Source organism: Bacillus sonorensis NBRC 101234 = KCTC 13918 (assembly GCF_001592005.1).
GTDB lineage: Bacteria > Bacillota > Bacilli > Bacillales > Bacillaceae > Bacillus > Bacillus sonorensis.
This window is the reverse complement of the sequence record NZ_BCVZ01000001.1, coordinates 232,272-257,963: the sequence shown is the minus strand read 5'-3', so window position 1 is coordinate 257,963 and position 25,692 is coordinate 232,272. Positions and strand designations below refer to the sequence as shown.

Sequence of the window (25,692 nt, the reverse complement as noted above, 5' to 3'; positions counted from 1 at the left end):
GATGTGTTTATCTTTAGGATAATCTGTGAATAAGTTCAAAAAGCCTGTGGATTCTCTTTTTGATCCGATTCCTTCAGTTTTCAACAAAACTTCTAAAAACTAGAATCTTTTTTCACTCACATTGTGACAAACATTTTCATTTTGCTGGGATAAGATAGTGTCAGAAGTTTAATAGAGTTGCTAGTTTTACAAAATTGAAACTGGAGGGATACGTGTGAAGGGTATTATTGCTTTTTTTAAAATGTGGACAGCCTTGCTGCTGAATTGGGTGATTCCCGCCAACGGCAGCCAGGAGATTTTCAGAAGGATCGCAAGTACATACCAGCAGGCGGAGGCGTTTTCCGGTGCCTTTTCGCAGCATGCAGAAAGGAAACAGGCCGATATTTTTGAGTGGAGGCGGGTAATGCTTGATGATATGGCGAAAGAAAGGGCCCCCGCAGCTTGCAAAAAAACGTCAAAACGGGTGAGAGCCGGACCTGAACTTTACATGAGAACATAAACAAGGTAAAATCCCACTCATAATGAGAAGTGGGTGACAGCCGTGAAAATCTATAAAGTGTTGAACAATAATGCAGCAATTATAAAGGAGGATGGTCAAGAAAAGATTGTCATGGGGCCTGGTATCGCTTTTCAAAAAGGCAAAAATGATCCCATCTTGAAACAAAAGGTGGAAAAGATTTTTACCATTCATGAAGAAAACGAAAAGTTTAAACAAATCCTCGAAACACTTCCGGAAGAACATATTGAAGCTGCCGAAGAGATTATCAGCTATGCGGAAGGGCAGCTGTCCGCACCGCTGAGCGACCATATCCACATCGCCCTTGTGGATCATTTATCATTTGCAATTGAGCGAATCCGCAAAGGATTTGTGATTCAAAATAAATTATTAAATGAAATCAAAGCGCTTTATAAAAAAGAATATGAGATCGGCCTCTGGGCAATCGGCTTGATAAAAGAGAAACTGGGTGTCGATTTGCCTGATGATGAAGCGGGGTATATTGCGCTGCATATCCATACCGCAAAAATGGATGCGGAAAACATGCAGAAAACGCTTAAATACACCACGATCATCAAGGAATTGATTGAAAAGATCGAGTGCTGCTTCAATCGGACGATTGATGAAAACAGCATTTCATATCAACGGCTTGTTACGCATTTAAGGTATGCGGTCAATCGGCTGGAATCCAATGAGGCATTTCATGTCATGGACGATGACATGCTTTATTTCATCCGGCAAAAGTATCCTGAAAGCTACCGTTGTGCTGAAGGGTTGGCGGATTACGTAAAAACTGAATATGATCTTCATCTCCCGGAATCGGAGATTGGCTATATTACGCTGCATGTCCAGCGTTTACATGATTCCCGTCTGTGATACCGCCTGATGTTCGCGCGATCAGGCTTTTTTTAGGCCAAATTTCACATAAATCGTAAAAAATGAGTTGACGAAAGCGTTATCACATAATAAAATGAAAGCGTATTAAAAAAACAAAATACCGGGGATTGTGACTGGTAAAGCAGGCAAGACCTAAAATTTGCTCAAATGAATGGGGAAGATGCGTCCTCTATTCGTTGGTGAATTTTAGGTCTTTTCTGCTTTTTTTTAAACAAAAAAGGAGGAGTCATCATGAATCACAAAGAAATTGCCGAACGTCTCATTGATCTGCTTGGCGGGGAAGACAATATTATAAGCGCAGCCCATTGTGCAACTAGACTGCGCCTGGTCATCAAAGATGAATCAAAAATTGATCAGGAAAAGGTGGAAGCGCTTGACGGCGTAAAAGGCGCCTTTTCCAGCTCAGGCCAATACCAGATTATTTTTGGAACAGGGCTTGTCAATAAAGTATATGAACAATTTGCCAAAATGCTTCAGCTCGATCAAAAAGAAACGGTTCAGCATAATGAAGCAGCCAAACAGAAAATGAATCCGCTGGCGCGTTTCGCGAAAACGCTGTCAAACATTTTTGTGCCGATCATCCCGGCTATTGTTGCAAGCGGTTTATTGATGGGGCTCTTGGGAATGATGAAAGCCTTCCAATGGGTAAGCCCTGACTCTGCGCTGTTTAAGCTGCTTGATATGTTTTCAAGTGCGGCATTTATTATTCTTCCGATTCTGATCGGTGTCAGTGCGGCGAAGGAATTTGGCGGAAACCCGTATCTTGGGGCTGTCATCGGGGGAATCTTGATTCACCCAAGCCTGCTGAATCCTTGGGGTCTCGCTGAAGCGAAACCTGAAGTGTTGAATTTCCTCGGCATGCCTATTGAGATGCTGGGGTATCAAGGAACAGTTATTCCAATTTTGCTGGCTGTCTATGTGATGAGTAAAATTGAGAAGTGGACAAGAAAGATTGTTCCGAATGCAATCGATCTTTTAGTCACGCCATTCTTAACCATTATTTCAACGGGATTCATCGCGTTTATTGTGATTGGACCATTAGGAAGAGGGCTTGGTACAGGCATAACGAATGTTCTAACCTTTGTATACGACCATGCCGGTCCTGTTGCCGGACTGATTTTCGGCGGGGCATACTCCCTTATCGTATTAACAGGGGTTCATCACAGCTTCCATGCGATTGAGGCCGGCCTCATCGCAGATATTGGACGCAACTATCTGCTTCCGATCTGGTCTATGGCCAATGTCGCCCAAGGCGGTGCAGGTCTCGCCGTATTTTTCCTGGCAAAACGGGCTAAAACAAAAGAAATCGCTTTGCCTGCTGCGTTCTCGGCGTTTCTCGGCATTACAGAACCGGTCATCTTCGGAGTCAACCTTCGCTACCGTAAGCCGTTCATCGGTGCAATGGCGGGAGGCGCACTCGGCGGAGCGTATGTCGTCTTTACAAATGTTGCCGCAAACGCTTACGGTTTAACGGGGATTCCGATGATTGCGATCGCAGCGCCATTTGGAACAGCAAACCTCATCAACTATTTAATCGGAATGGGCATTGCCGTTTTCACAGCCTTTATTACAGCGTTTGTATTAGGAATCAAAGAGGATGAAAAGAAGAACTAAGGAGGGGCAACATTCATGAATCTTCAGGATCAGGAACTACGCCGGCAAGCTATGGAAAGGGTTGAAACATATCAGCCCCTTGTCAATCAGGATCCATACCGCTTGCATTATCACATCATGCCGCCTGTCGGACTGCTGAATGATCCAAACGGTTTCATTCATTGGAAGGGCACTTATCACCTTTTTTATCAGTGGATGCCTTTTAAAACAGGCCACGGGGCCAAGTTTTGGGGCCATTATTCTTCCGCAGACCTTGTTCACTGGCGCCATGAAGAGATCGCCCTCACGCCAAGCGATTGGTATGATCAAAACGGATGCTATTCGGGCAGCGCAATTGATGAGAACGGCTTGTTGCATGTTTTCTATACAGGGAATGTCAGGGATGAGGAAGGAAATCGCGAGACATACCAATGCCTTGCCGTTTCCAAAGATGGCATTACATTTGAAAAGCAGGGAGTCGTCGCAAGGCTCCCTGAAGGATACACAGCCCATTTTCGCGATCCAAAAGTATGGAAAAAAAACGGACGCTGGTATATGGTGCTCGGTGCGCAGACAGAGCGGCTTGAAGGAAGGGCGGTGCTGTTCTCTTCTGAAAATTTGACGGAATGGTCATTTCTCGGCGATATTACCGGTTCTCATACAGCCCAGCTTGATGAATTCGGCTATATGTGGGAATGTCCGGATATGATCACTCTGGGAGGAAAAGATGTCCTGATTGTCTGCCCCCAAGGCCTGGAAGCTGAAGGCTTCCGCTTTCAAAATGTTTATCAGTCCGGATATTTTGTCGGTAAGTTAGATGAACGAAAACCGGAATTTCGACATGGAGAATTTGAAGAGCTGGACCGCGGCTTTGATTTCTATGCGCCGCAGACGACACAGGATGAATCAGGCCGGCGGATTTTAATCGCCTGGATGGGCGTCCCTGATCAAGGCGAACAAAGCCATCCGACGATTCCGTATGAATGGGTCCATTGTATGACATTGCCCAGGGAATTAACTTTGGAGAATAACAGGCTTATTCAAAAACCGGTTCAAGAACTGAGAACGCTGCGGCAGAATGGAAATAGCGTTCAAATATCCCTTAAACAGGATGCTGAAATGCTTGATATTGTAAGTCCGGAAAAAGCCGAGATTTTGCTCGTTCCGCAGTATATTGAAGAAGGGTTTGAGATATCTTTTCGAGGAGCGGCCCGCCTTATTTACAGAAAAGCGGAAGGCGTTTTGACTTTGGAAAGACAGAGCTATGTTGATGAGAGGACGGAAGCGAGACATTGCCGCATTGCCGGGCTTAAGGATCTAAACATCTTTTTGGACGCCTCTTCCGTTGAAATTTTCGTAAACGGGGGAGAAGAAGTGTTTACAGCTCGATATTTTCCTTCCCCGGGAAATAATCATGTCTGGATTTCTGGAAGAAAAGAAATCATAATGAATGTGTCATCTTGGACGATTGCATAAAGGAGCGTTTTTTATTCCCCGTAAATTCCCTTTATGATATGCTTTTTTTAGATACTGTACAAGTTGCAAAGGGGTTGTTCTATTGGATCGAAGTGAGCAGAAATTGACAGCAAAGCAGCTGAAAAAAATAGCAGATCATATCGAGGATACGAGGGAAGAATACAATGATTTGCTCCTTCAGATGAAGAAGCTGATCAGTGACATTGATGAGCAAACAATGTCCAAGGAAAAAGTAAAAGAGATCCTTTCAGGCACTTATGAGCAAATGAAAGAATATGCTCTTTTTGTAGAATCAATTGAAGCGTTTTTAAAATCATCGGCGAGAAATGTCCATGCAAAACAGGACGGATGATGTGTAAAGAACCCCATTAAAAGGGGTTCTTTTATTTTCCGCTGAGCCGGAGGGCGGAGTGTTTTGTCGGTCCGATATATTCATTTAGACGGAATGATTCGCGAATGGCTTCCGTGATGAATTCTTTAGCAGAATAAATGGCTTCTTTTACGCTTGACCCTTTTGCAAGTTCGGCCGTTATCGCAGCTGAGTAGGTGCAGCCTGCGCCATGGGTGTAAGGGGTGTCGATTTTTTCCCCTTCGATTACTTCTGCTTCCCGTCCGTCGAATAAAACGTCGACCGCTTTTTCATGATCCAGCTTGCCTCCACCGGTAATGAGGACGTGTTTTGCGCCAAGGTCATGAATCGCTTTTGCTGCTTCTTTCATTTGTTCAATGGTTTTTATTTCTCCCAGGCCGCTGAGTTGTCCGGCTTCAAAAAGGTTTGGCGTAATGACCGTTGCAAGAGGCGCCAAGAGCTCCCGCAAAGCCTTCGCATGCTCAGGGTACAATACTTCGTTTGCTCCCTTGCAAACCATAACCGGATCAATGACGACATTTTTCATATTGTGTTCTTTAATCGTCTTTGCCGCAAGTTCGATAATGTCAACCGTAGGAAGCATTCCCGTCTTCATCGCATCGACGCCGATTCCGTCCGCGATGGTAGCCAGCTGTGCCCGGATGATATCCGTATCCACCGGGAACACCTGATGATCCCAGCTGTTTTCCGGGTCCATGGCGACGATAACGGTCAAGGCCGTCATTCCGTAAACATTTTTTTCCTGAAATGTTTTTAAATCCGCTTGTATTCCGGCGCCTCCGCTTGAATCAGAGCCGGCGATTGTCAGCGCTTTGTGCATTGTCATGTTTGTCAAGCCTCCATCGAAGAGATTCCATCCTTAGATTGGTATAGTTTTTATTATAGACAGCTTTTCATCAGAGTACAATGAAATGACTGAAATGAAAAATGCCTGCTTTCGGTCTGGTAAAGCGGTCCTTCCGCCAGCATAAAAAACCAGGGCGCCTTTTGATTCATGTGAAATCGTTCGCTTTATGATTTAATAGAAATAAAATGAAATATGAAGGAGCGCTCAATAAACCAACATGAAGATTTCAATCGTAATTGTGACACACAATCGGCTCCCCGCTTTGTGTGAACTGCTTGAATCTATTGCAAGACAATCCATTAAGCCATATGAAGTCATTATCGTAAACGACGCCGGCGAGAAAGTCGATTTTGTACAGCACCTGTACTCAGACCTTCCGATCAAGGCGCTTCATCTGGAGGAAAATGTAAAACATGTGAAAGCGAGAAATATAGGGGTGAAAGAAGCGGCCGGAGATGTTATTATGCTGTGTGATGATGATGATTTTTTCACTCCGTGCCATATGGAACGAATGGCAAAGGCGCTTGAAACAGCAGATTTTGTGTATTCAGATGCTGAAATTGTTTCCTTTGAAAGAAAAGGGGATGTTAGAATCCCGACAAGCCGCCATCTTTTCGCTTATACGTTTGAATTGGAGGAAATGAGGAAATTTTCTACATATGTCCCTTCAGGAAGCATGTATAAACGATCTCTTCACAGCGAAATCGGCTATTTTGATCCAGCCGTGCACAATTATTGGGATTGGGACTTTTTTCTGCGTGCAGCAGAAAGGTTTCATGTCAAAAGGGTACCCGCGGCGGGCGTCATCTATGCTTTTTCAGCGCAAGGGGACAATCAGTCGGGCGATCTGGGCGGAAAGAGGCAGCATTATTTGGACGTACTGAGTGAAAAGCATCAGCTTGGCAAGCTGCCGACGAAAAACTTTTTCGTGCTTCTGACAGAACCGGCTATGAGAAAAAGAGAGGCCGAGAGTCAAATCGTATGGGACGGAGAGCCTGTCATTTCAAGGCTTGTCAGCGTAAGTTCAGTATAACTGCAGGGAGGTTGAACCGTTGAAGCAGATTTTGAATGACAGCTGGTGGGAGCAGCTGCATCAAGAGTTTGAAAAGCCGTATTATCAAGAGCTTAGGGAAATGCTGAAAAAAGAGTATTCAGAGCAAACGGTCTATCCTGAACCGAACGACATTTATAACGCTTTGCATTACACTTCATATGAAAAGGTGAAGGTCGTCATTCTTGGCCAGGATCCGTACCACGGACCGGGACAGGCGCACGGCTTGAGCTTTTCCGTAAAGCCCGGCGTGAATCCGCCGCCTTCTTTAAAAAATATATTCATAGAGCTTCAGCAAGACATCGGTTGTGAAATACCGAACCACGGATCGCTCGTAAGCTGGGCCAAGCAGGGCGTCCTGCTGTTAAACACGGTTTTGACTGTTAGGCGGGGCCAGGCGAATTCCCATAAAGGAAAAGGATGGGAAAGACTGACTGACAGCGTGATCGACGTTTTGAATAAAAGAGAAAAACCGGTTGTCTTTATTCTCTGGGGCCGCCATGCCCAAATGAAGAAGGAGAGAATTGATACGACAAGGCACTTTATCATTCAGTCGCCTCACCCGAGCCCATTCTCAGCAAGAAACGGGTTTTTTGGAAGCAGGCCGTTTTCAAGGGCAAATCAATATTTGGAGAAAATAAACGAAGAGCCGATCGACTGGGCTATTCCGAGCCTAGAAAAACTGGAGAACCGCTGAAGACAGGCGGTTCTTTGCTTATGCCGATCCATCCGTCCCGGTTGATCCGCTTGAAAATGAAACCGTTTTCGTCCCGGCGCTTTTTTTCATTATGTGTGAACGCTATTTTACTGTCAACGTCTGACTTAATATGAAAAACGCTTTTTAAGTTGATTGGAAGATAAATGATTTTGTTTTAGGGGACGGAACCAGGGAAGAGTTCAGCCGGAAAAAAGATGTTGACGCTGAAAAATGAAAAGTGCGTTCTGCATAAGCGATTGTAATTTGATAAAATGAAGTGGAAATCGAAAACGGTTTGGAGGTTCCAATTCATGAACATACATATATCAAGTCTGCTTCAGAAGATAGAGGATGAATTGAAAAAAGCAAAGAGCTGCCAGCAGGAGAACGAGCTGAAAATGCATGTAGCCGTCATCCGTTCTCTTTGTGATGTCATCGTCGAGCCGCAGCGGCCGGCTGTTCAGCCTTCCCCCTATGTCCAGCCCGCGAAGCCGTCAGGCGATCAGCTGATGCTGGAAAAAATGATGGGTACGGCCGGCGCCGAAAAATATCAAAAACAGGAGAAGCTGGATAAGAAGGAAGACGGCAACGGAGACTCAATTTTTGATTTCTAGGACGTTCGTTTTTTAAAAAGAGAGGTTGATAAACTTGAAACTGCTTTTCGGGGCTTTACAGTGGACGGCGTTCATCATCGCGTCTTCCATCGTGGTGCCAATAGCAATCGGACAGTCATTCGAACTGAATCAAGCCGAGACAGCCGGACTGATTCAAAGCACGTTTTTCGTGCTGGGAACGACTGCCTTTATCCAATGCCTGACCGGGCACCGCTTACCGATTAATGAGAGTCCGGCCGGACTCTGGTGGGGAGTCTATACGATTTATGCGGGACTTACGGGCACCGTCTTCGCCGCTTATGCCGAGACGCTTCAAGCGCTTCAGGGGGCAATGCTGTTAAGCGCGGTTTTCTTTTTTATATTTAGCTTGTTTAAGATTATAGATAAGCTGGCTGTATTGTTTACTCCTGTCGTCACCGGAATTTATCTGCTGCTGTTGGTCATGCAGCTGAGCGAACCGATTGTGAAAGGGGTCATGGGAATCGGCTATCGCAAAAACGAGATTGACGTTCCCGTTTTTTTGCTTGCTGTAGCCATTATGCTGGCGACGTTTTTTATGAGCAGGTCAAATGTGATGTTTCTTAAGCAGTATTCGATATTAATTGCGCTTTTCGGCGGCTGGGTGTTGTTTGCCGTTTTCGGCGCTGCAAAGCCGGCAGAACATGCCGATGAGTTCTTTCTTTGGCCTGAAATTTTCCCTTTCGGAATGCCGGTGTTTGACAGCGGTCTAGTCGTCACATCTTTGTTTATCACGGTTTTGCTGATCGTTAATATGCTGGCCAGCATCCGTGTTGTGGAAGGGGCGGTTAAGCAGTTTGAAAAGCTTGAAGAAAAAAAACGGTCCCGTCCGGCGGGTTTCATCGCCGCGGCCGGCCATTTGCTGAGCGGCCTCTTTGGCGCTGTAGGGACGGTGCCGATTTCGGGAGCGGCAGGTTTTATTCAAACGACGCGAATGTCATCTAGAAAGCCGTTTTTGCTCGGGAGTTTTATTGTGGTTTTCATCAGTTTTTTTCCATTTATTATGAATGTATTTGCAAGCCTCCCGTCACCTGTCGGATTTGCGGTCAACTTTGTCGTGTTTTCAACGATGGTCGGGCTGGCATTTTCCGAATTTGATTCCTATGGCAAAAGTGACATCGGCCGTGTCCGTTTTGTCGCCGGGATCGCGCTTTTGGCCGGGGTCGGCGTTATGTTTGTCCCTGAGAGTGCGTTAGAAGGGATGCACCCTGTTTTTGTTTCGATTTTAAGCAACGGGCTTGTCCTTGGGACGGTTGTGGCCATCGCTGTGGAGCAGATTCAGTTGAGAAAAAAGAAATTTGACAATATCGTGTCATAATGTTGTCAAAGTTGAAATCCTGGGCATGTACGCTATGATGAGAAGAGAAAGGCGGGCGATTGATCATGAAATTATTTTTAATTTTAGGTTCTATAAATGCAATGCTTGCAGTTGCCTTGGGAGCGTTTGGAGCTCATGGGCTTGAAGGCAAAATTCCTGAGAAATATCTGCAAATCTGGCAAACGGGTGTGCAATATCATATGTACCACGCACTCGGACTGATCGCGATCGCCCTTATTGCCGGCAGGCTGACGGGCACCGGAAGCATAACGGCTGCGGGCTGGCTGATGTTTGCGGGGATCATCTTGTTTTCTGGAAGTTTATATGTCCTCAGCCTTACGCAAATCAGCGTCCTCGGCGCCGTCACTCCGCTGGGGGGAGTGGCCTTCATCGCGGCATGGATTATGGTCGTTGTGTCGGCGGTCAAATATTTATAGTTCACTTTTTTAGAAGCCGATCCTTTTAAAGGATTGGCTTTTATTATTTTAACGAAAACTGATTCATGATAAATTTAATGTTATGAACAGATGCGGAGGCCTTGCTGAAGCATATAGAAGGGGTGTGCACGTTGCGGAGCATGAGGGCTCCGCTCGGAAAACGATGAAAATCAAAGTGATCATTGCGGATGATAATTCATTTATAAGGGAAGGCATGAAGATCATCCTGAGTACGTACGATGAAATAGAAGTGCTGGCTACGGTGGAGGATGGCCGGCAAGCGGCTGATTATTGCGGAGCTCATGATGTGGATATTGCACTCTTGGATATCCGGATGCCAAATATGAACGGTGTCGAGGCTGCAAAGCTGATTTCCGGGGGGACAAGGACACAGCCATTAATTTTAACGACATTTGATGATGATGAATATATTTTGGCTGCCATCCGGAACGGAGCGAAAGGCTACCTCCTGAAAAATACCGAACCGGAACGAATCAGGGGTGCGATCAAAAGCGTCTTTTATGGGAATATTGTCATGCAGGACGTCGTTCTTGATAAAATCAAGTCAAATTTAATAGAGAACAAAGAGCCTGAACCGAAAATCGATGAAAGCCTGTTTACGGAGAGGGAGCTTGGCATCATGGCTTTAATCGCCAGGGGGCTTTCCAATAAAGAAATTGCAAAAGAGCTTTATATATCAGAAGGAACGATTGCAAATTATATTTCTTCCATTTTGGCGAAGACGGGGCTGGACCACCGCACGCAAATCGCGATCTACTATTTAACCGGAAAATCAAAGCTAACTGAGGAATCATGATGGAATTTTGGATGATCATTGTCAAACTTACCTTGCTGGGATATATCGTGTTGAACTGCATACTAGAGCCTGTCGCAAATCTCCCATGGATCGTTTTTTATTTAATCCTGTATTTTTGCATCAACATGATGATCAGTATCTTTCAAAAAGGATCAGTGAAAAAGGCGGCCGCTGTTTTGTCGATCCTCATGTCAATTGTTTCCTACCAGCATGTCCAGCCTTTATTTATTCTGCTATTGCCGCTTGGCGTTTATGAGTTGCTGTCTGATAGCCTGCGCAATCAATGGGTCATGTTGGCCATATCGCTTATTCCCGCCCTTTTTATCAGTGTATCGCTGCTGCCTGTATACGGTCTGACGGTTTTTTTGAATTTCCTGATATTCACCATTTTGAAACAGCATTCGGACCGGATTCATGCCCTTGAGAATCATATTGACCAAACGAGAAAAGATATGCACAAATTAACGAAGACTTTGCATGTCAATAAGGAGTTTATCAGACAGTCTGAATATACGTTTAAATTAGAGGAGCGGAACCGGCTGTCACAGGAAATCCACGATAAAATCGGCCATTCTATGACAGGGGCGCTCATTCAGCTTGAAGCGGCCAAGCGTCTGCTTGACACTGACAAAAACAAAGCGTCTGAACTGTTGCAAAACGCGATCAATATTTCTAAAGACGGAATAGAAAAAATCAGACTGACGTTAAAGAATATGAAACCTCCGGCGGAACAGATGGGCATCCATAGGCTGAAATTATTCATAGATGAATGTTCAGCCCTGCACCGTATTCCGATCTTATTTCTGTATAAAGACGATTTGGACGTGATTACTCATATTCAATGGAAAATTATCTTCGAAAATATTACAGAGGCGCTGACCAATACGATGAAATATGCCGGGGCGACGCGCGTATCCATTGAAATCCACGTGTTGAATACGCTTATTAAAACCGAGGTGAAAGATAACGGAAAAGGGCAAGAGAAGATTAAAAAAGGCATGGGGATCATCGGAATGGAGGAACGGGCGGCTTCTGTCAACGGAAAAGTGATCGTTGACGGTTCAAATGGCTTCTCCGTTACCACGCTATTGCCGAAATATGAATGATATCATTGATAGAATATGAAATTTCTCATGTGAAAAAGATGAATTGCTGCACTGCCGCGTATTCATCTTTTTTTTTATAATGAATGTCGTAAAGTCAAAATGAGGTGAAAAGATGAATGCACTAGAAATCAAAAACCTTACGAAAAAATTCGGGGATTTTGCCGCTGTTGATAATATGTCACTTTCCATAGCGGAAGGAGAAATATTCGGATTCCTTGGCGCAAACGGCGCGGGGAAAAGCACGACAATCAATATGATTTCGGGATTGCTGAGGAGCAATGAGGGGGAGATTCTCATTCTCGGGAAAAATATCTCCAAGCACCGAAAACATGCCAAAATGAATATTGGCATTGTGCCTCAGGATTTGTCCATTTATGAAGAATTAACGGCGCATGAAAATGTGAAATTTTTTGCCGGGCTCTATGGACTGCGAGGATCTGATCTGAACAAACGGGTTGAAGAGGCTTTGGAATTTGTCGGGCTGAGCGATAAACATAAGAGCTTTCCGAAAAATTTTTCGGGGGGAATGAAAAGAAGGCTGAATATCGCCTGCGCCATCGCCCACAGGCCAATGCTGATCATCATGGATGAGCCGACGGTCGGGATCGATCCTCATTCCCGCAATTATATTTTGCAGTCCGTTAAAAAGCTGAATGAAATGGGGTCGACGATTATTTACACAAGCCATTATATGGAGGAAGTCGAAGAGATTTGTTCACGGATTGCGATCGTTGACCATGGGAAGATCATTGCCGAAGGTACAAAAGAAGAGTTGAAGGCGATCATCACCGACACGAAAGACATTTCGATTGCGGTCAAATCCGCCGGGAATGCCGACCTCGGCAAACTGAAGGACATCAAGGGCGTAGAGACGGTTTCACTTCAGGACAATACGATTAAAATTAACTCGGATGCTGGCGTCAGCAATTTGAACGAAATCATTGAGCACCTCATCACAAGCGGTGTCCAAATTCGCTCATTGGAAGAAAAAGCGCCCAATCTGGAAACCGTGTTTCTGACGCTAACCGGAAGAAATCTGCGCGACTAGAAAGGAAGTCAGAGGCTTGAATATATTAAACATTGCAAGAAAAGAAATCTTATCGTCTTTTCGTGATAAAAGAACAATGTTATTTATGCTGGCGTTTCCGATTGTGCTGATTGTGATTTTGGGAACCGCACTGACAAACGCCTTCAACAATCAAGTATCGGTCGATGATATCCATATTTTGTATAAAGACCAATCAGACGGAGAACTTTCACAAGGTTTTAAAGTCTTTGCAAAGGAAGCAAGGAAATCGGGCGTTTATTTCAAAAAAGCGCTAAATGATATGGATGGAAAGCAAGAAGTCAAAAAAGGCCGCTATGATGGGTACGTCGAAATCGACAACAGCGGAATCAAGCTGTATAAAAGCGATCAAACAAGCATTGAAGGCAGTATTATTCAAGGAATGCTGTCTGCGTTTACAAATAAGTACAATGCCGTGTCGGAAATTTACAAGGTCAATCCGAAGCAAGCCGGGGTCGCGTTTGCAAGCCATGGCGATTATATGAAAGAGACATCGATCAATTCGGCAAATAAGCCGAGCTCCATCGATTATTATTCAATTATGATGACAACGTTGATCGCCCTTTATGGAGCGCTAAATGCAAGTTATTTAATACGCGGGGAAAGAACCCGCAAAACGGCCGACCGGCTGCTGGCCGCTCCCATTCATAAAGGGGAGATTTTCGCCGGAAAGCTGATCGGAGGCATTGCGACAAATGCCCTTTGTATTTTCACTGTCGTTGCCATCAGCAAATTTTTATTTAAAGCCAATTGGGGCGAACACATTGGCATTGTACTGGCTGTTCTGTTCACTGTTGTGCTGCTGGCCGTAGCTTTTGGAATCGGCATCAGCTATTTGGCAAAAACGGGAGAATCGGCAGTAATGATCATTAATGTGCTGATACCTCTTGTCGCATTTTTTGGCGGCGCTTATTTTCCGATAGATGTTGCGGAAGGACTTCCCGGCCTTATCACGAATTTTTCTCCGATTAAGTGGTCAAGTGAAGCGATGATGAAAATTATTTATACAAACGATCTAGCGGCAGCGCTGCCGGCGATCGCTCTGAATATCGGAATATCTTTATTTTTGCTTCTGATCGCTGTTGTCGGACTGCGGAGAAGGGAGGGGCTGTAAGATGAAAGACATGCTCTGGCTGATCAAAAACACGTTAAACGTAACATTTAAAAACAAAAAAAATATCTTTCTGTTTCTTTGTCTTCCGCTGCTGGGGATCTTCGTCGCGTTAATGACGCAAGGAATCGGCGACCAAAAAGATCTGCATGTCGGGATTGTCAATCATGACAGCGGGCGGATAACGGCTGATACGGCGGCCTTTTTGAAGGGATTGGATCATGTCAAGGTAACAACAGTCGGCGGGTCTGAAGCAAAAGAAAGGGTTGCGTCAGGAAAGCTGGATTGCGTCATCACATTTGAAAAAGGCTTTGCCAAAAGCGTGAAGGACGGAAAACCGGGCCATATCAAAATCTCTTCTGTTAAGGGTGCTGAAGTAACGGAATTTGTGAAATCGTATTTATATCATTACATTGACAATATAGCGGCGGTCGGTAAAGCGTCTCAGGGAGACCCGCAAACTTTTGACAAAATCTACAGCAGTTACCAGCATTCCAGCCTGAAATTAAAAACCGATACGCTTGAAGATCAATCAAAACAAGTAAATATGACGTATTCAACGATCGGGTTTCTTCTGATGGCGATGCTCTTTTCAGCGGGGAATTTATCAGAAATCCTTGTGAAAGAAAAGGAAAACCGCACCTATTTCAGGCTGCTGACAACGCCGATAACGGCAAAGCAGTATGTATTCTCAAATATAGCGGTCAGCATGCTTGTCATGATGTTTCAAATCTTTTTTACTTTATTCATGATGAAAAATGTTTTTCATATCGATCCGGGAATTCCGCTCTGGGAAATGGCGGCCATTTTGCTGATATTTGCGCTGAGCGCGGTCGGTCTTGCATTGATTACGGTCGTTTTTTCAAACAGTTCCAAAGCTTCAGGAGCTATGCAAAATTTAATCTTCATGCCGACGATCATGCTTTCCGGATGCTTCTGGCCTGTTGAGATCATGCCGCCTTTCGCTCAAAGAATCGCAGATTTTCTTCCTCAGCGCTGGGTTTTGGAAACATTGACGAAGCTGCAGGAAGGCCGGCAATTTCAAAGCTTATATTTAAATATCATGATATTGTTCGCTTTTGCTGCTGCATTTTTCTTAATCGTGATCTTTAAATTCAGCCGCAATAATGATACGCGGAATTTCGTCTGATGAACGGGAACAAAAAAAGGGTTCGGTTTCACAGTGAACCGAACCTTTTATCTGGATGTGTATGTTGCCATTGAATACGGATAGTCGTAAACGATCGGTTCATCAAATGTCACATAATCAAGATAAACCATCAGAAGCAAATAGCGGGTGCCTGTTTTTCTGTCGCTTAAAATCAAATGATCGCGGCCGGCGGCTTCAATTTCTCCCCGGAAGACTTTCGCATTCCATTCCGGATTGTTTTCAAACGTCATATATACGGTCGCGACCTTACCCCGGTTGAGCCGCAATATATTTTCAATATAAGACTGCTCAAGCGGGAGCATCCCCGGAACGCTTGGAGCCGCGGTTTGCCCCGAAGGCATGGGTGGAACCTGGACCCCCGCGGGCTGCGGCTGACTCAGCTGGATAGCGGGCGGCTGAAAGGTTTGCTGGCCGCCCATTTGTGTATATGGCGGCTGTCCTTGCTGATACATCTGCCCCATCTGTCCCATCTGCCCCAATTGCGGATAAGGGTTGGCGCCCATTTGCTGCCGGAAATCCTGCATTTCAATCTCTTGAAGCGGCTGAAATTGATTTTTTTTTGGTTTCATTTCGTTCCTCCTTCTTTCATGAAGTCAAAAATCATCCCTTCACCAAGCTCATGTCTGGAATTGAACACGGTTTTAGGACTGATTTTAGATGAAAGTTCAACATTACTCACCCCTTTAACAGTATGAGAGTGGATTGGGGAATATGACCAACAAAAGCAGGTTGCTGACAAACTGGCTGCAATCACCGTCACCGCTCGCACGTCTTAGGATGTCAAGCGATACAAAAAAGACCGCTCCCGGATAGAGCGGTCTTTTTATCGGTTATTTACCCTGTAATCACTTCATCTTCAGGATGACGGATCGGCGCTTTTTTCGGCTTGGCCAATGTAAATGCCATTGTTAACGGGCCGACCCGGCCAATGAACATCATCATCATAATCACGGATTTTCCAAGGGTTGACAGATCTGGCGTCAATCCCATTGACAAGCCGACTGTCCCGAAGGCGGACACTACTTCAAAGACGATGTCCAAAAACGGAGCAGGCTCTGTTATCGTCAAAATAAACACGGTTAACAGCACAAATAAAAAACTGATGACGATAATCGCCAAGGCTCTCAAAATCGTTTTCATTTTGATCGTCCGGTTAAACACCACTGTTTCGCTTTTTCCTCTTAGAAAAGTGATGGTTGCCAAAATCATGACAATGAAGGTTGTCAGCTTGATTCCGCTTCCTGTTGATGCACTGCCCGCCCCAATGAACATCAGAACGATGATCAAGAGAAGGGAGGGAGGCGTCATCTGGGCGATATCGATTGTATTAAATCCGGCCGTTCTCGGAGTGACACCCTGAAAATATGCGCCCCATAATTTTTCAGTCAATGGCAGGTTTCCCAAGGTTCCGGGGTTTGTATACTCTAATATAAAAATCATCAGCGCTGCTACGGTGTTGATGATCAATGTTCCGACGATCATGAGTTTGGAATGAAGCGACAGTTTCCGGAAGTTCCTTTTTGTCCATAAGTCTAAAAGGACGGTAAAGCCGATACCCCCGGTGATAAAAAGCCCCGTAATGACAAGGTTGACAATCGGATCCCCAACATATCTGGACAAGTTGTCCGGCCACAAGGAAAAACCGGCATTATTAAAGGCGGAGATCGTGTTAAACAAACTGTGAAACAAACCTTTCTGTATACCGTATTCCGGGACCCACCTGATCGAAAGAATGAGAAAAGCGACGAATTCAATCACGATGGTGAAAATAAATAAATGCTTAACAAGCCGGACGAGCCCGCCTAAAGAAGTCTGGTTGAACGCTTCTTGGACGAGAATACGCTGCTGCAGGCCGATTTTTTTTCCGATCATCATGACAATGAGCACTGCGAAGGTCATCAATCCTAATCCTCCGACCTGAATCAGCAGCATGATGACGGTTTGTCCGAAAACCGTATAATCCTCTCCCGTGTTTACGACGGTTAAACCTGTTACGGTGGTGGCCGATGTCGCCGTAAATAAGGCGTCAACCCAGGAAATATAGGTTGTCGATGCAATCGGCAGCTTGAGCAAACACGCACCGACCGCAATAATGATGAAAAAGCTGAGTGCCAGTGTTTGCGGAGGACTGATATTGATAATCTTTCCTTTTACTAGATTAGAAGAAGTCATTTTAGGCATTGTTTTAATCCTTTCTTCGTCTTTCCATTCGACATCTGATTGATGGATTCTTTTTAAAGCCTACTTAAATAATGTCAATAATGTACTTCGCAATATCAGGTTTGTCAACATCCAAAACAGATCATCGGACGGATTGCATCTTTGCAAATGACAATGGTTCATTGGACCTTTTATGTATAAATGTTACAAAAAATCAAGAGGATCATCACCTGGTCATATTCTATTATTTTGAATTATTTTTAAAAAAATCCCATGCAAGACATTTACTAGAAGGTGGAAAAATGATAGTTTTTAAGGGAAAAGGATGAAGTTGTCAAAGATTTTGGGGGGAGGCGTTAGGTTTCTGCAGCTGATCTTGTCGTGCCGGCCAATGTTTAAAGTCTAAAATGAAAACCAGGGGGATTTGCGATGTTGAAAAATATGTTTCGTTCTACATTAACAATGATGATGGCAGGGTTTGTGATCATGGCATCGATGTTTCTGCCTTCTTTTCACGCTGATGCCAAAACCGTAAAAACGGAGTCGGTGAACCGTCCGGCTGCAAAGGCCTCATTGCATTCAGTGATTACGGGGGCGAGCAAGCAGGAATGGTCATTCTCCGACATTGAGCTCACATACAGACCAAACTCGATTTTGGCGCTGGGAACGGTCGAATTTACATTGCCTTCCGGATTTTCCGCCACAACGAAAGACACGGTAAACGGAAGAGCGCTGACAACAGGGCAGATTTTAAACAATGGAAAAACGGTGAGACTTCCGCTTACGATCGATTTATTGGGCATTGCGGAATTCAAGCTGGTTTTAGCAAATAAAACCCTCCCTGCCGCCGGAAAATACACATTCAGAGCGGAAAACCGGGTGCTGGGGCTTGGATCGACTTTTTATGCCGAATCTTCCATTGAGGTTCAAAAAAGATCGACTCCGCCTACACAGCCGTGCAACTGCAATTAAGCATTTAAAAAAGCTCCAAAGACAAGCGTCTTTGGAGCTTTTGCCATTTTTAAACGTGCAAAAATGCGGGCAGCTGTTCATTTGATAGGCGGTTGCCGACGAAGAATGAGCCGAATTCCCCGTAGCGCGCACTGACTTCATCAAAGCGCATTTCATAGACAAGCTTTTTAAATTGCAGCACATCATCTGAGAAGAGTGTGACACCCCATTCATAATCGTCAAATCCGACTGAACCCGTAATAATTTGTTTGACTTTCCCGGCATATCCGCGGCCGATCATGCCATGGCTGCGCATCAGTTTTTTGCGCTCTTCCATTGACAGCATATACCAGTTGTCATTGCCGGATCTTCTCTTATCCATCGGGTAGAAGCAGACATATTTCGCTTTTGGGAGCTCAGGGTACAGGCGCGCCCGGATTTGCGGATTTTCGTAAGGATCTCCGTCACCGCTTCCCATATAGTTGCTGAGCTCGACGACAGATACATAAGAATAAGCGGGAATCGTGTATTCCGCCAGCTTGGATTTATTGAATTCAAGCTCGATTTGATTCAATTCCTCCATCGTTGGACGCAAAATCATCAGCATGAAATCGGCTTTTTGGCCGACGATGCTGTACAATGTATGGCTTCCGTTTCCTTCTTTTTCCGTTACGCCCCATTTTTCAAGGAGCCCGGTAAATTCGCTGATAATGATCTGGCGTTCATCGCTTGAAAGCAGCTTCCAGGCAGACCAGTCCATCGTCCGGAAATCATGAAGGGCATACCAGCCGTCAAGCGTTTGCGCGGCTTCATTTGTCTTTTGCTGTTCGCTCATTTCTTTCACTCCCAATTTGTATGTAATTGACTCCATCATATCATAGTTTGTCCACATTCATCTGTTTAGAAGTCTTGAACAAGCCAAAAAGCAACCTCTGTCATCTGGGTTTTGCCGTATAAGCTGGGAAGCCTGTTGTATAATAAAGCTGACAAGAACTAAACCATAGGAAGCCGGCGCTTAAATTAATTAAAAAAAAGCGTTTTTTCTATGAAAGCGTTATAATGAATGCTGAAGGATTGAATTTATATCTCAATAGAGTATGCTAAATAGGGAAGTTTTTTGTACTACTTCAAGGAGGGTATATTGTGGCAGATTTATTTACAACAGTGCAGGAAAAAGTAGCGGGAAAAGGAGTTAAAATCGTATTTCCGGAAGGCTTGGATGAGCGCATTCTGACAGCGGTCAGCCAATTGGCAGGAAATAACGTACTGAAGCCGATTCTCGTCGGGAACAAAGAAGAAATTGCGGCAAAAGCAAATGAATTGAACGTGACTCTTGACGGTGTTGACATATATGATCCCCATACATATGAAGGAATGGAAGACCTTGTTCAGGCTTTCGTTGAACGCCGTAAAGGAAAAGCGACTGAAGAGCAGGCCCGCCAAATCCTGTTGGATGAAAACTATTTTGGCACAATGCTTGTTTACAAAGGGCTTGCGGACGGCCTTGTCAGCGGTGCGGCTCATTCAACCGCAGACACGGTTCGCCCGGCGCTGCAAATTATTAAGACAAAAGAAGGCGTAAAAAAAACATCAGGCGTCTTCATTATGGCCCGCGGCGATGAACAGTACGTGTTCGCTGACTGTGCAATCAACATTGCGCCCGACAGCCAGGACCTGGCGGAAATCGCAGTCGAAAGCGCCAATACGGCAAAAATGTTCGACATCGAGCCGCGAGTGGCGATGCTCAGCTTCTCAACAAAAGGATCTGCAAAATCAGATGAAACCGAAAAAGTGGCAAATGCCGTTGCAATCGCTAAAGAAAAAGCGCCTGAGCTTACGCTTGACGGCGAATTCCAATTTGATGCCGCATTTGTTCCATCTGTCGCTGAGAAAAAAGCGCCTGGCTCCGTGATTAAAGGCGATGCAAACGTATTTGTTTTCCCAAGCCTTGAAGCGGGGAACATCGGCTATAAAATCGCGCAGCGCCTCGGCAACTTTGAGGCGGTCGGACCGATTTTACAAGGTCTGAACATGCCTGTGAACGATCTGTCCAGAGGCTGCAATGCTGAGGATGTATATAATCTTGCTCTCATTACAGCGGCACAAGCGCTGTAATGAAACAGAGGTGAGCCTGTCATCAGGTTCACCTTTTTTATGCTTCGATTTTCATCCCAAGCAGAGCTTCTGCTCCTTCGCGGCCGATATTGGCGGGCGGCCATTGACACAGGTCGAAAGGATAATCGGAGCCTGGCACGACGCGGTCTTTTCCGGCGAGCTTTTGCAGATATGCCGCGCTTTCTCCGTGCCACAAAACGGTATCATACCAAAACCTGCGCAGATAATCGCTTGGCGGGGCAGTGATCGATGAGGATACATTTGGCCATTTTTGATAGCCTTTATCCAGCCTGCCAATTTGATATGGAAGAAATCCGCCCCCATGCGCCAAAAGAATTTTCACATTTGGAAAACGGTCAATTAGACCGCTTAATAATAAGTCTGCCGCACAGACGGTCGTTTCCCATGGCACACCGATCAAGTTGGGCATCATTTTTCTGCGGAGCCGCGGATCTTCAGAAAGGAGCGGGTGGATAAAAATAACCGCTTCTTGTCTGTCGGCTTCTTCCCAAAACGGCGTAAACGCCTCATCTGAGAGCAGCATGTCCGAGGCCCCGGGGCCGATAACCGCTCCTTTCAGCCCAAGGGCCATCGCTTCGCGTAATCGGCCGCATGCCTTCACAGGGCTGTTCAACGGGATTGTGCCAAGTCCGGAAAGCCGTCTGCTTTCTTTTTTGATCCAGTTTGAAAGGGCTCTGTTATAAACGCCCGCCATTTCATCTGTTATCTCTTCGGCCAGATCGTAAAGAAACAGCTGGGGAACGGGCGACACAAGCGAATGCGTGATTCCCGCATTTGTTTGTGCATGCAAAAACAAATCTTCTTTAAAAAACGTCTCCTTTAATTCAAATCCCCATTTGCCGTTTACCGTCAGAAACGGGGCTTTTTCCGGCGATTTCCTTTCCCATACCGCATGAACCGCGTTTTTATTTTCCTTCAGCCAGAGCAGAACTTCTGAAGGAAGAAAATGTGTATGAAAATCGAACATCGTTCAAATCCCTCCAATTTTATGTACGCTTCCAATAGCCGATCCTTTCTGAAATGTCATGAGCCGCCTTTTTGACTTTATAAATAATCCCGGATTCTGAGGCTTTCATTCGGTTCGTGGGGCCCACGACGCTGACGGCATACACGACCTGTCCCAAATAATTTCTGATGGGAGCCGAGATGGATGTGACGCCTTCGATGAATTCGCCATTGCTGACGTCATATCCGTTTTCATGCACGCTTTTAAGCGTTTCGCGCAATTTTTTTGCATCTGTAACGGTTTTTTTCGTATAGCTTTTCAGGCCTTTTTCCAAATAACGGTCTACCCATCCATTCCGATCGTATGCAAGCAGCACTTTCCCTGAACTTGTGCAATGCATCGGATTTTGGCGGCCGATATGGGAAAGGATTTCAACAGGGCTGGGACATTCGGTCCGATTGATATAAACGACGCTGAAACCGTCACGGATGGCGATATGAGCGGTTTCTCCGGTTTCATCAGTCAGCCTTTCAAGAATAGGCTGGGATTCCCGGTTGATTTCAAGAGTGGAGTTGACAATTGTATTTAACTGCAAGACGGATAGGCCCAGCTTGTATCGTTTCGATTCAGGATCCTTCATAACGAATCCTTCGCTTTCCAGTGTGGACAGGAGCCGGCAGACCGTGCTTTTTCCAAGTCCCAGTGATGAAGCCAGTTCGGTTACTTTCCTTTCCGGTGTATCCAAGGTAAAAGCTTGCAGCAGGCGAAGAGCATTTTTTACAGACCCGAGCAGATAGTGTTGTTTTGTCTCGACAGCCATTGTTTCCTCACTCTTTTCTTTGGTTTTGTTACCTTTTATTCCATAATATAACATGGGCAGAAAAGTAAATGAAATAAAAAAACAAAAAATATCAAATTTTCCGAAAAAACATTCCGTTTGTTCCGTATAGAGGAACAATGCTGTTTTCTAGAGAGTGAAAATCATTTACCGTTATGGAAAGGATTAGAAAAAGGAGGATGTTGATTTCATATGAATGTTCAAACCCCACCTGCGCATTTCGTCAAGCCGTTTGACTGTCGGCACTATATTAACGGCAGATATTTTTCGTCGGAAAACGGCAAAACATTCGACAATATCAACCCGGCCACCCAGGAAGTCATTGGAAAGGTTTGTGAGGGGGGGAAAAAAGAGGTTGATCTGGCTGTCGCCGCGGCAAGGCGTGCGTTACATGGACGCTGGAAAAGCATGACAAGCGATGAGAGGATTCGAATCATCAGAAAAATCGGCGACATTATTTTAGAGCGCAAAGATGAATTGGCGAAGCTTGAAACATTGGATACGGGAAAACCGCTCTCATTATCAAGCACATTGGACATTCCGCGTGCTGCATTTAACTTTCATTTTTTTGCAGATTTTATGAGAGGAGTCGGAACGGAGGCCTATCAAACAGATGAAGCCGCCATCAATTATGCGATCCGCCGCCCGGTTGGCGTTGTCGGCTTAATCAATCCGTGGAACTTGCCGCTATTGTTGCTGACATGGAAATTAGCTCCTTGCCTGGCGGCGGGAAACACCGCTGTCATCAAGCCGGCCGAGCTGACGCCGATGACAGCCACGCTTTTGGGGGAAATCTGCCATGATGCGGGCTTGCCTGACGGTGTCGTCAATATTGTGCACGGCTTCGGTCCGGATTCAGCCGGTGCGGCGCTTTCCGAACATCCCGATGTCGATGCGATTTCCTTTACCGGTGAAACGACGACCGGAAAAATCATTATGGAAGCCGCTTCTAAAACGTTAAAGAAGCTCTCTTTTGAATTGGGCGGAAAAAACCCAAACATCATTTTTGCTGATGCCGACATGGATGAAGCCGTTCAAACCACATTGAAATCGAGCTTTGTCAATCAAGGGGAAGTATGTATGAGCGGTTCGCGCATTTATGTCGAACGGGAAGCGTATGATGAATTTTTGGCTACTTTCGTCGAGAAAACAAAGGAGCTTCAGGTCGGAGATCCTTTTGATCCGAATACGAATATCGGGGCCTTGATTTCAGCCGAACATACCGAACGGGTGGTGAATTACATAGCGCTTGCAAAGGAAGAAGGCGGCGAAATTGTAACCGGCGGAAGGCGCCCGGAAGGACGGGAAAGCGGCTGTTTTCTTGAACCGACGATCATTACGGGGATTTCCCGGAGCTCCAGGGTTGTGAAAGAAGAGATCTTCGGTCCCGTAGTGACGGTGATTCCGTTCGATGATGAAGAAGAAGTCATCGCACAGGCGAATGATACCCATTACGGTTTGAGCGCAACTGTTTGGACGAACGACCTCCGCCGCGCACACCGGGTCGCCGGACAAATCGAAGCCGGTATGGTCTGGGTCAATACCTGGTTTCTCAGGGATCTGCGGACACCGTTCGGAGGCATGAAACAAAGCGGACTTGGTCGTGAAGGAGGAATTCACAGCCTCGAGTTTTTCAGTGAATTATCGAATATCTGCATCAAGCTGTAAAAGGAGGAAAACGTGAATGAATGCCGCAGCATTAAAAGAAACGGCCCGGATATTATACATGGCGGAGGCGGAAAAGCGGGAGATCGTCAGAATTACAAGGGATTATCCTGAACTGACGGTCGAGGACGCCTATAAGATTCAAGAAGAGCTGGTGAAGCTGAAATTAAAGCGGGGCAATGGAATCATCGGACCGAAAATGGGGCTGACAAGCCGGGCGAAAATGCAGCAAATGAATGTTGAAGAACCCATATACGGATATATCTTTAAGGACATGATCGTACCGGACGGCGGAAAAATTAATATCCATCAGCTGATTCACCCGAAAGTCGAAGCGGAGATCGCCTTTGTGCTTGGAGAGGACATTGAGGGTCCGGGCGTCACCGGTGAGCAGGTTTTGGCGGTGACCGAATATTTGATTCCGGTGCTTGAAGTGATCGACAGCCGCTACGAAAATTTTTCTTTCACACTTCCTGACGTTATCGCCGACAATGCTTCGTCTTCAAGAGTCGTGTTCGGTGAAAAGGTCAAAAAGCCGGAGCATCTCCAACTTGATGCAGTCACGGTTTCTTTAGCGATTAACGGCGAAATCAGAGAACAGGGGACAGGCGCGGCGGTTGTGGGCCATCCCGCCAATTCGGCAGCCATGCTCGCCAACATGCTTGCCAGGAAAAAGCAAAAGCTGAAGGCGGGCAGCGTCATTTTGACCGGCGGTGTAACGGGAGCTGTCATGCTGACAGCCGGAGACAGCGTTTCAGCGCAGGTGGAAGGGATTGGAGACGCATCTTTTACAGTCTGTTCATAATGGAGGAGATATTTTGCCGATCGTTCACATTCAACTATTAGAAGGCAGGCCGGCGGAAAAGGTGGAGGAAGTCATTCAAAACGTGACAGATACGGTAAGCGCCACCTTGGATGCCCCGAAGGAAAATGTTCGCGTTCTCGTCACAGAGATCCCGAAAACCCACTGGGGGATAGGCGGAACGCCGGCATCAAAAGCAAAACCGTAAAAAGGGTTATGGGAGGAATCAACATGTCGATCGAAATGGCGGCGCTTGTTCCGCACACACCGCGGATGTGTTTTGAAGAAAAAACGCCTGATTTTCAAAAAGAGCTTGTCAAAGGGATGAAGCGGCTTTCAGGGATCATTGACAGAATCCAGCCTGATGCGGTTGTCCTGATCTCATGCCACTGGACATCGAGTTTTGACCATCTGGTTGATGCAACACCCGAGCATAAAGGGGTTTTAACAGCACTGGAATGCCCGAACCTGATTTCTGATGTCCCTTATTCCTATCCCGGAGATTCCGAACTCGCGGCAGAGCTCGCAGAAGCCGGCGTCAAATCCGGGCTTTCCGTCATTCCTGTCGATGATCCGGCTTATTGCTGGGATTACGGAACGGTTGTCCCGCTTCGCTATCTCGTTCCGAAAGGGGATATCCCTGTCATTGATTTATCGGTGACACTGGCCGCGAATTTGGAAGAGACGTATCGCTGGGGGCAGATTGCCGGCAGCGTATTGAAAGAAAGCGGAAAGAAAACCGTATTTATCAGCAGCGGCGCCCTCAGCCACCACTTGGTGCGGGGGCCTGAATGCATGCCGACTTTGGCGGAACAGGCTCTTGATTCGCAATTTTTAACGTTTTTAACGGACAATGACCTGTTGTCAGCAAAGCTTATGCTGCCTCAATATGCGAAAAACGCCGGACTCGAAGCAGGCGGCCGTCATATTGCCATGCTGCTGGGCGTGCTTGAAGATGGCTGTAAAAGCACGTTTTACGGATATGGCCAATCATCAGGCAGCTCCAATGTCGTCATGGCGTTTGAACCTATGGGTGCCGCTGCGGGTTCCGGCCGGTCCGTGACACAAGGCGTTGAGCTCTGAGCGTTCATATCATGATGTCGAGGTGG

At 45.8% G+C, this 25,692-nt stretch carries 27 protein-coding genes; 21 read left to right on the top strand and 6 right to left on the bottom strand.

The features are described from left to right. Positions 1-214 precede the first annotated feature (214 nt). The 5 genes from BTR1S_RS01250 to BTR1S_RS01230 all read left to right on the top strand — a co-directional run bounded on the left by BTR1S_RS01250 (position 215) and on the right by BTR1S_RS01230 (position 4,814). On the top strand, positions 215-499 hold the full coding sequence (locus tag BTR1S_RS01250) for a hypothetical protein (RefSeq protein WP_006639501.1): 285 nt from the start codon (positions 215-217) through the stop codon (positions 497-499). Positions 500-541: 42 nt separating this feature from the next. Further along, a complete protein-coding gene (locus tag BTR1S_RS01245; protein ID WP_006639500.1) occupies positions 542-1,372 on the top strand; it encodes a PRD domain-containing protein in 831 nt (276 codons plus the stop codon). 252 nt (positions 1,373-1,624) lie between these two features. Further along, positions 1,625-3,007, top strand: a complete 1,383-nt coding sequence (locus BTR1S_RS01240) for a sucrose-specific PTS transporter subunit IIBC (RefSeq protein ID WP_029419663.1) — start codon at positions 1,625-1,627, stop codon at positions 3,005-3,007. 15 nt (positions 3,008-3,022) lie between these two features. Further along, positions 3,023-4,462, top strand: coding sequence for a sucrose-6-phosphate hydrolase (locus BTR1S_RS01235; RefSeq protein ID WP_006639498.1), 1,440 nt, complete (start codon positions 3,023-3,025; stop codon positions 4,460-4,462). Between the two features lie 82 nt (positions 4,463-4,544). Beyond that, positions 4,545-4,814, top strand: a complete 270-nt coding sequence (locus BTR1S_RS01230; protein WP_006639497.1) for a hypothetical protein — start codon at positions 4,545-4,547, stop codon at positions 4,812-4,814. A gap of 31 nt (positions 4,815-4,845) precedes the next feature. On the opposite strand, the gene BTR1S_RS01225 is transcribed toward BTR1S_RS01230, so the two are convergent. Continuing rightward, positions 4,846-5,658 (bottom strand): bifunctional hydroxymethylpyrimidine kinase/phosphomethylpyrimidine kinase, encoded by an 813-nt coding sequence (locus BTR1S_RS01225; protein WP_006639496.1) that lies wholly within the window; start codon positions 5,656-5,658, stop codon positions 4,846-4,848. A 238-nt stretch (positions 5,659-5,896) separates the two neighbouring features. Between BTR1S_RS01225 and BTR1S_RS01220 the strand changes: the two genes are divergently transcribed. From BTR1S_RS01220 to BTR1S_RS01175, 10 genes are all read left to right on the top strand, one after another. Beyond that, complete coding sequence (locus BTR1S_RS01220) at positions 5,897-6,712, top strand: glycosyltransferase family 2 protein (RefSeq protein ID WP_029419662.1); 816 nt, start codon at positions 5,897-5,899, stop codon at positions 6,710-6,712. A gap of 19 nt (positions 6,713-6,731) precedes the next feature. After that, positions 6,732-7,427 (top strand): uracil-DNA glycosylase, encoded by a 696-nt coding sequence (locus BTR1S_RS01215; protein WP_006639494.1) that lies wholly within the window; start codon positions 6,732-6,734, stop codon positions 7,425-7,427. Between the two features lie 311 nt (positions 7,428-7,738). Continuing rightward, on the top strand, positions 7,739-8,041 hold the full coding sequence (locus BTR1S_RS01210; protein WP_006639493.1) for a YwdI family protein: 303 nt from the start codon (positions 7,739-7,741) through the stop codon (positions 8,039-8,041). Positions 8,042-8,075: 34 nt separating this feature from the next. Beyond that, a complete protein-coding gene (locus tag BTR1S_RS01205; RefSeq protein WP_029419661.1) occupies positions 8,076-9,377 on the top strand; it encodes a purine/pyrimidine permease in 1,302 nt (433 codons plus the stop codon). A gap of 65 nt (positions 9,378-9,442) precedes the next feature. Beyond that, on the top strand, positions 9,443-9,814 hold the full coding sequence (locus BTR1S_RS01200; protein ID WP_029419660.1) for a DUF423 domain-containing protein: 372 nt from the start codon (positions 9,443-9,445) through the stop codon (positions 9,812-9,814). 163 nt (positions 9,815-9,977) lie between these two features. Further along, positions 9,978-10,631: a response regulator gene (locus BTR1S_RS01195; protein ID WP_029419659.1), complete on the top strand. Its 654-nt coding sequence runs from the start codon at positions 9,978-9,980 to the stop codon at positions 10,629-10,631. Beyond that, entirely contained in the window at positions 10,631-11,737 is a 1,107-nt protein-coding gene (locus BTR1S_RS01190; RefSeq protein ID WP_029419658.1) for a sensor histidine kinase, read from the top strand. The genes BTR1S_RS01195 and BTR1S_RS01190 overlap by 1 nt, the downstream gene beginning before the upstream one ends. A 112-nt stretch (positions 11,738-11,849) precedes the next feature. Then, positions 11,850-12,785: an ABC transporter ATP-binding protein gene (locus tag BTR1S_RS01185; protein WP_006639488.1), complete on the top strand. Its 936-nt coding sequence runs from the start codon at positions 11,850-11,852 to the stop codon at positions 12,783-12,785. Between the two features lie 16 nt (positions 12,786-12,801). After that, on the top strand, positions 12,802-13,917 hold the full coding sequence (locus tag BTR1S_RS01180; protein ID WP_006639487.1) for an ABC transporter permease: 1,116 nt from the start codon (positions 12,802-12,804) through the stop codon (positions 13,915-13,917). 1 nt (position 13,918) lies between these two features. Continuing rightward, positions 13,919-15,064, top strand: a complete 1,146-nt coding sequence (locus BTR1S_RS01175; RefSeq protein ID WP_029419657.1) for an ABC transporter permease — start codon at positions 13,919-13,921, stop codon at positions 15,062-15,064. Positions 15,065-15,111: 47 nt separating this feature from the next. Here the strand turns inward: BTR1S_RS01175 and gerQ are convergent, their stop codons facing one another. Next, positions 15,112-15,654, bottom strand: coding sequence for a spore coat protein GerQ (gerQ, locus tag BTR1S_RS01170; RefSeq protein WP_006639485.1), 543 nt, complete (start codon positions 15,652-15,654; stop codon positions 15,112-15,114). A gap of 265 nt (positions 15,655-15,919) precedes the next feature. Continuing rightward, positions 15,920-17,266 carry a TrkH family potassium uptake protein gene (locus BTR1S_RS01165; RefSeq protein WP_029419656.1) on the bottom strand — a complete coding sequence of 449 codons (1,347 nt, stop codon included), beginning with the start codon at positions 17,264-17,266 and terminating at the stop codon, positions 15,920-15,922. A 411-nt stretch (positions 17,267-17,677) separates the two neighbouring features. On the opposite strand from BTR1S_RS01165, the gene bslA reads away from it, so the two are divergent. After that, entirely contained in the window at positions 17,678-18,217 is a 540-nt protein-coding gene (bslA, locus tag BTR1S_RS01160; protein ID WP_006639483.1) for a biofilm surface layer hydrophobin BslA, read from the top strand. 49 nt (positions 18,218-18,266) lie between these two features. On the opposite strand, the gene hemQ is transcribed toward bslA, so the two are convergent. Further along, the gene (hemQ, locus tag BTR1S_RS01155) at positions 18,267-19,031 is read right to left on the bottom strand and encodes a hydrogen peroxide-dependent heme synthase (protein WP_006639482.1); all 765 of its coding nucleotides are present in this window, start codon (positions 19,029-19,031) and stop codon (positions 18,267-18,269) included. A 308-nt stretch (positions 19,032-19,339) separates the two neighbouring features. Here hemQ and pta point away from each other — a divergent pair, with 308 nt between their 5' ends. Continuing rightward, positions 19,340-20,311 carry a phosphate acetyltransferase gene (pta, locus tag BTR1S_RS01150; protein ID WP_006639481.1) on the top strand — a complete coding sequence of 324 codons (972 nt, stop codon included), beginning with the start codon at positions 19,340-19,342 and terminating at the stop codon, positions 20,309-20,311. Between the two features lie 37 nt (positions 20,312-20,348). Here pta and BTR1S_RS01145 read toward each other — a convergent pair whose 3' ends face one another. Both BTR1S_RS01145 and BTR1S_RS01140 read right to left on the bottom strand, forming a co-directional pair. Then, on the bottom strand, positions 20,349-21,299 hold the full coding sequence (locus BTR1S_RS01145) for an amidohydrolase family protein (RefSeq protein ID WP_029419655.1): 951 nt from the start codon (positions 21,297-21,299) through the stop codon (positions 20,349-20,351). Between the two features lie 19 nt (positions 21,300-21,318). Next, complete coding sequence (locus tag BTR1S_RS01140; protein ID WP_029419654.1) at positions 21,319-22,098, bottom strand: IclR family transcriptional regulator; 780 nt, start codon at positions 22,096-22,098, stop codon at positions 21,319-21,321. 210 nt (positions 22,099-22,308) lie between these two features. Here BTR1S_RS01140 and BTR1S_RS01135 point away from each other — a divergent pair, with 210 nt between their 5' ends. The 4 genes from BTR1S_RS01135 to BTR1S_RS01120 are packed head-to-tail and all read left to right on the top strand — an operon-like array spanning position 22,309 to position 25,666. Further along, entirely contained in the window at positions 22,309-23,784 is a 1,476-nt protein-coding gene (locus BTR1S_RS01135; RefSeq protein WP_029419653.1) for an aldehyde dehydrogenase, read from the top strand. Between the two features lie 16 nt (positions 23,785-23,800). Then, the gene (locus BTR1S_RS01130; protein WP_006639477.1) at positions 23,801-24,586 is read left to right on the top strand and encodes a 2-keto-4-pentenoate hydratase; all 786 of its coding nucleotides are present in this window, start codon (positions 23,801-23,803) and stop codon (positions 24,584-24,586) included. A 13-nt stretch (positions 24,587-24,599) separates the two neighbouring features. Continuing rightward, positions 24,600-24,791, top strand: a complete 192-nt coding sequence (locus BTR1S_RS01125; RefSeq protein WP_006639476.1) for a 4-oxalocrotonate tautomerase — start codon at positions 24,600-24,602, stop codon at positions 24,789-24,791. Between the two features lie 23 nt (positions 24,792-24,814). After that, positions 24,815-25,666, top strand: a complete 852-nt coding sequence (locus BTR1S_RS01120; RefSeq protein WP_006639475.1) for a DODA-type extradiol aromatic ring-opening family dioxygenase — start codon at positions 24,815-24,817, stop codon at positions 25,664-25,666. Positions 25,667-25,692: the final 26 nt, after the last annotated feature.

Bases quoted from the DNA above. Each gene is read 5' to 3' on its own strand.
- BTR1S_RS01240 (WP_029419663.1), top strand. From the start codon at position 1,625: ATGAATCACAAAGAAATTGCCGAACGTCTCATTGATCTGCTTGGCGGG.
- BTR1S_RS01235 (WP_006639498.1), top strand. From the start codon at position 3,023: ATGAATCTTCAGGATCAGGAACTACGCCGGCAAGCTATGGAAAGGGTT.
- BTR1S_RS01225 (WP_006639496.1), bottom strand. From the start codon at position 5,658: ATGACAATGCACAAAGCGCTGACAATCGCCGGCTCTGATTCAAGCGGA.
- BTR1S_RS01220 (WP_029419662.1), top strand. From the start codon at position 5,897: ATGAAGATTTCAATCGTAATTGTGACACACAATCGGCTCCCCGCTTTG.
- BTR1S_RS01210 (WP_006639493.1), top strand. From the start codon at position 7,739: ATGAACATACATATATCAAGTCTGCTTCAGAAGATAGAGGATGAATTG.
- BTR1S_RS01200 (WP_029419660.1), top strand. From the start codon at position 9,443: ATGAAATTATTTTTAATTTTAGGTTCTATAAATGCAATGCTTGCAGTT.
- BTR1S_RS01195 (WP_029419659.1), top strand. From the start codon at position 9,978: ATGAAAATCAAAGTGATCATTGCGGATGATAATTCATTTATAAGGGAA.
- BTR1S_RS01190 (WP_029419658.1), top strand. From the start codon at position 10,631: ATGGAATTTTGGATGATCATTGTCAAACTTACCTTGCTGGGATATATC.
- BTR1S_RS01185 (WP_006639488.1), top strand. From the start codon at position 11,850: ATGAATGCACTAGAAATCAAAAACCTTACGAAAAAATTCGGGGATTTT.
- BTR1S_RS01175 (WP_029419657.1), top strand. From the start codon at position 13,919: ATGAAAGACATGCTCTGGCTGATCAAAAACACGTTAAACGTAACATTT.
- gerQ (WP_006639485.1), bottom strand. From the start codon at position 15,654: ATGAAACCAAAAAAAAATCAATTTCAGCCGCTTCAAGAGATTGAAATG.
- BTR1S_RS01165 (WP_029419656.1), bottom strand. From the start codon at position 17,266: ATGCCTAAAATGACTTCTTCTAATCTAGTAAAAGGAAAGATTATCAAT.
- hemQ (WP_006639482.1), bottom strand. From the start codon at position 19,031: ATGAGCGAACAGCAAAAGACAAATGAAGCCGCGCAAACGCTTGACGGC.
- BTR1S_RS01145 (WP_029419655.1), bottom strand. From the start codon at position 21,299: ATGTTCGATTTTCATACACATTTTCTTCCTTCAGAAGTTCTGCTCTGG.
- BTR1S_RS01140 (WP_029419654.1), bottom strand. From the start codon at position 22,098: ATGGCTGTCGAGACAAAACAACACTATCTGCTCGGGTCTGTAAAAAAT.
- BTR1S_RS01135 (WP_029419653.1), top strand. From the start codon at position 22,309: ATGAATGTTCAAACCCCACCTGCGCATTTCGTCAAGCCGTTTGACTGT.
- BTR1S_RS01130 (WP_006639477.1), top strand. From the start codon at position 23,801: ATGAATGCCGCAGCATTAAAAGAAACGGCCCGGATATTATACATGGCG.
- BTR1S_RS01120 (WP_006639475.1), top strand. From the start codon at position 24,815: ATGTCGATCGAAATGGCGGCGCTTGTTCCGCACACACCGCGGATGTGT.